This is a genomic window from Wolbachia endosymbiont of Drosophila baimaii (assembly GCF_028982185.1).
Classification (GTDB): Bacteria; Pseudomonadota; Alphaproteobacteria; order Rickettsiales; family Anaplasmataceae; genus Wolbachia; species Wolbachia pipientis.
The window spans coordinates 1-4959 of record NZ_JAPQLE010000160.1; the positions used below are offsets into that span (position 1 = coordinate 1).

The 4959-nt window shown below is 36.4% G+C and carries 5 protein-coding genes; 2 read left to right on the forward strand and 3 right to left on the reverse strand.

Annotated elements, in window-relative coordinates; translation table 11 throughout:
* Positions 1–166: 166 nt before the first annotated feature.
* The 3 genes from OZD66_RS05180 to OZD66_RS05190 form a co-directional block, all read right to left on the reverse strand.
* A complete protein-coding gene (locus OZD66_RS05180) occupies positions 167–1645 on the reverse strand; it encodes a UbiD family decarboxylase (RefSeq protein ID WP_182366337.1) in 1479 nt (492 codons plus the stop codon).
* 87 nt (positions 1646–1732) lie between these two features.
* Entirely contained in the window at positions 1733–2806 is a 1074-nt protein-coding gene (locus OZD66_RS05185) for a Fic family protein (RefSeq protein WP_275022423.1), read from the reverse strand.
* A gap of 16 nt (positions 2807–2822) precedes the next feature.
* Positions 2823–2975 carry a hypothetical protein gene (locus tag OZD66_RS05190; RefSeq protein ID WP_182366333.1) on the reverse strand — a complete coding sequence of 51 codons (153 nt, stop codon included), beginning with the start codon at positions 2973–2975 and terminating at the stop codon, positions 2823–2825.
* Between the two features lie 266 nt (positions 2976–3241).
* Here OZD66_RS05190 and OZD66_RS05195 point away from each other — a divergent pair, with 266 nt between their 5' ends.
* Complete coding sequence (locus OZD66_RS05195; RefSeq protein ID WP_182366331.1) at positions 3242–4000, forward strand: DsbA family protein; 759 nt, start codon at positions 3242–3244, stop codon at positions 3998–4000.
* A 190-nt stretch (positions 4001–4190) separates the two neighbouring features.
* Positions 4191–4787: a TIGR02217 family protein gene (locus OZD66_RS05200; protein WP_182366329.1), complete on the forward strand. Its 597-nt coding sequence runs from the start codon at positions 4191–4193 to the stop codon at positions 4785–4787.
* The last annotated feature ends 172 nt before the right edge of the window (positions 4788–4959 follow it).

Consider the following 4959-nt stretch of genomic DNA (forward strand, 5'->3'; position numbering starts at 1 on the left):
AGGAAAAACATTCCTCTATTCGAATCCTTTCGTCATGCTGTTGATTCTGCCTTCCTATGACCTGTTCGGACTATTATGAGAAATGCTATAAATTACAATTATCAGTTAATGCTAATTACGGCATTATAAAAAACGCCAAACTTTTTTCTGCTTTTATGCAAGAAGTCTAGTCCATATATTCCTCCCACTTTTCCGTGACTTTTCTTACTACTTCCTCACTCATTTTAATTTTCTTTCCCCATTCTCGTTTGGTTTCAGGCGGGATTTTATTTGTCGCATCAAATCCCATTTTACCTCCAAGTCCACTTTCAGGGGAAGCAAAGTCTAAATAATCAATAGGTACACTTTCTATCATGATTGTATCACGCACAGGGTCCATCCTCGTTGACATTGCCCACATTACTTCCTTCCAATCACGTATATTTATATCATCATCAACAACGATAATAAACTTCGTGTATAAAAACTGCTTTAGAAAAGAAAGTATGCCCATAACAATTCTTTTTGCCTGCCCTGGATAGGATTTTTTTATCGACACTACCGCTATTCTATATGAGCAACCTTCCGGCGGCAGATAAAAGTCCACTATCTCTGGAAATTGATTAATAAGAATGGGCACAAAAATTTCATTGAGTGCTTCACCAAGAATCGATGGTTCATCAGGTGGCTTGCCGGTGAAAGTGCTGAGATAAATTGGATTTTTACGCATAGTAATTGCAGTAATATTAAATTCAGGAAATTGCTCAACAGAATTATAGTAGCCGGTGTGATCTCCGTATGGCCCTTCGTCTTGATATCTATCCAAACTCACATAGCCTTCCAGAACGATTTCCGCGTGAGCTGGCACTTGAAGTGGAATAGTCTTACAATTTACAAGCTCAAGCGGCTTCTTTCGCAGTAGTCCAGCAAATTGGTATTCTGACAATGTTTCTGGCACTGGAGTTACTGCAGCAATAATCGTTGCAGGATCACTACCGATCACAGCAGCAGCAGGAAATTTCATATTTCTGCCTTCTTCCTTCCAACGCTTATGGTGAGTTGCGCCACCCCTGTGTGCAAGCCAACGCATTAGTGTTGTTTTTTTATCTATAACCTGCATACGATATATTCCAAGATTAAAATTATCTTGCTTTTCTTTCGTGGGTCCTTTCGTTACCACAATTGGCCAGGTGATAAGTGGTGCAGGTTCATTTGGCCAGCATGTTTGAATGGGCAGTAGACTTAGGTCCACTTCATCTCCGGTTAGCACTACCTCTTGACATGGAGCCTTGCTCACGACTTTACTTCGCATCGATAACACGACTTTCAACAAAGGAAACATTTTTATAGCATCCTTAAAGTTTTTTGGCGGCTCAGGTGATTGCAAAAATGCTAAAAGTTTACCAAGATCTCTTAGTTCATCAGGATTTATGTTCAACCCCAATGCAATCCTCTTAATAGTACCAAATAAATTCACCAAAACAGGAATCGAATTTTTACCATTTTCTGTGACAACATTTTCACAAATGATCGCTGGCCCTTTGTTTGACAAAACCCTACGGTGAATTTCTGTCATTTCAAGAACTGTTGAAACTTCCTCCTTAATCCTAATTAGATCTTTTTTTTCTTCTAAGGTTTTGATAAAGTCGTGTAGGTTGTTGTACATATTCCAGTTTTTAAAATTTTAAGTTTACATTTATTTTTCAAGCACTTTATTAAAATTTGACCTATGCACTGTCTAGCGAGCTTTCAGTTAATTTGAGATCAAATCCTCATATTGCTTACTAAGTTTGTATTTCCTTCCTCTATTGGAAAAATCTACAATCTCGATAAACCCCATTTCCACCCACTTTTTACAAAGTTGCGCACTAGTACGAGGCTTAAAATTAAATAGTTCGCCAACCTGACTAGCTGTAATAGCGGAAAACTCCTGGAAGAGCTCAAGAGCTTTGCGTTGTTTAGGATCAAGTTTACGTATAAGATCAGTCTGATCAGTGTGGTATTCTTCTTCATTTATACGTTGTAAAACGTTCTCAAATGAATTTGCCATACCTTCTACGAAATACTCCACCCACTTAGTGATATCTGCTTCAGCTCGTCCCATATAATAATTGTGCGATGGACCTACACTGATTGCCTCATAATAAGCTCCTAGATTCTTAGCATAATATTCTTCCAATGAGTAAAGCCCTTTTAGGTCATATCCACCAAGGTGTAAAATTAATGTAGTCAACAATCTTGCAGTACGACCATTACCGTCATAGTGAGGGTGAATTGTTACAAATTGATAATGCGCAATACCTGCAATAATTGGGCAAGGCACTTGCTCACTGCCACGAATCCAATCAATCATACTGCTCATGAGCTTTGGTACATCCTTTGCTTCAGGTGGCATATAAATTATTGCACGTGTACGGCTATCACGAATAACGTTTTGACCATCACGATAAGGGGTTGGTTTTACTTTAGGTTTTCCACTTGCCATTACTAGAGCATGCAGTGTTTGAATAGCCTTCTCAGTAATAGGTATTCCTCTTGCTGCCCATTGTTCAACTTGGGTTAAAGCTGCATAATATCCTTTAACCTCATTTTCATCTCTCCTATATTTTGGAAAGTGGCTTTTACCACTTAAAACCTCTTCTATCTGTTTAGGCTCAAGTCGATTTCCTTCAATCATAGTAGAGTAGTGTGTGGTATAAAGCCGTGCAGTTTCACGAAGAGATGAAAGCATTGATACAGTAAGCGGCAAATATAACACTTTTTCTTTTGCTGCTTCAATTCTCATAAGGCAATTAGCGATTTTGGAGGTAATCGTATAATTTGGCATCGGCATAATATCTGCATTACATTACTTCTATATTATGCTGATAAAATGCAGATAATGCAACACTTACACAACGCCGACCATAAACAGCAATAAATTCGGCTGATTGAGAAAGAAGTTTGTCTTGTAGAATAGCTATTTCTTTTTCTCTACCAATTATTGGCTCGTTCATATGTTTATTCCACGGAAAACTATACACAGTGGAATAAAACAAACAACTTAAATCTATGCTCCGCGCACCTCTGCTACCAAGTCTTCTGATGAACCTTGTGGTAATGTGCTTGAGTTTCATTGTACGCAAAGTTTGTACTTGCAGCAAAATTGGCTATAAAATACACTTGATACAAATGTTTTTATGTATTAACATTAGATGCTTCTTTTAATATACAGATAAATGTGTACTAAAAGTTTTATGTTGTAGGTTTTTAAATAAATTGTATGTCTAGGGTATCGTTTTTATTAATTTTAATAATAGCAATAGCAAGCTTGCCGATAATAAATAATTGGCTCTCAAATCGCAGCCAAATGCTAAACGATGATTATATAGGTGAGAAATTAGATAATTATATAAGTAGAAATTTTGATAAGATCATAAAAACTCTCAAAGAGGAGTCGATTAAAAGTAGTTACGCTGCTCGAGATAATGTAACCAAAAGTAAAATTTCACAATACAAGGATCAAATATTTGACCTTACTTATCCTTACTCCGGAAATGAAAATAGTAGTGTTATAGCTGTAGGCTTCCTTGACTATTCTTGTGGACATTGCAAAGCTATAAAGAATGATATAAAGCAGTTAATTAACGACGGCAAAATTAAGTATATCTTTAGGGATGCTCCAATACTTGGTAACGCTTCTTTAAAGGCAGCAAAAAGTGCTTTAGCTGTCTATTTTCTCGATAAAGAAAAATATTTCGATTTTCACCATGCTGCTTTAAGTCACAAAGGAAAATTTTCAGACGAAAGCATATTGGATATAGTGAAAAACATAGGGATTGATGAGAACGATTTTAATGATTCCATAAAAGATAACGCGGACAAAATTGAGCAAATGATAAACAACAGTAGGCTTCTAGTAAGAGATTTGGGAGTAGGTGGTACACCTTTTTTAATAATTGGAGATAGCCTGTTTGTAGGAGCAACTGATTTGAATGTATTACGCAAAAAAGTAGATGAATTAAGTCACAAGCAAGGCTAGTTTCAATTTGCCATAAAATTTTATTTTTTTGCTTGACAACTCAAATGAACCTGAGTATAGTAATTGTGGGTATGACAGCAGTTTAACTCAGTGGTCTCATCCACTTTCCATAGCGTCATTTGCTATGTGAAACGCTTTCAAATTACAACATTTTCTTCAACCAAACTATTTTACTTTCACAGGAGGACATATGTCATTCACAGAAATTAGATTTCCAGAAAATATATCTTATGGTTCCACTGGAGGACCGGAATTTTCCACTGACGTTGTAACAACTCATAACGGTTGTGAACAGCGCAACATCAATTGGTCTCATGCACGCACTAGATACAACATAGCTTACGGGATCAGATCAAACAAGCAGCTATTAGAATTAATAACATTTTTTCATGCACGAAAAGGTAAAGCAATAGGGTTTCGTTTTAAGGATTGGTCGGATTTTATAGCCATTAATCAAGAGATTGGTATAGGAGATAACAAAAAAACGACTTTTCAGCTAATCAAAACTTATGTAAGTGGGGAAGATAAGCATATACGCATGATCAAAAAGCCAGTACATGGGACAGTAAAGATTTATTTAAATGGTAAAGAAGAGAGTGAATATTCAGTAAATTATTCAACGGGAGAAATAACATTTATGAAGCCACCAGTAAAAGATGCGATAATCACTGCGAACTTCGAATTTGATGTGCCCGTACGCTTTGATACAGATTACTTAAACGCTTCGATTGATGACTATGGAAGCAATAGCTGGAATAATATTCCACTAATAGAGGTGAAATTTTAGTTATAAGCGAGCATAGATCTACATCATAGTAGGACTACTAGTCACCATCAATTGAAAAAATTAAGCACCACTGAGGCTCTATATTTATAGCACTTCTCATAATAGTCCAAAAAAGGTAAGATATGGATTTATAGTAGTGATGGTAAGCATGCCAGCAGCATATAGTTATGAC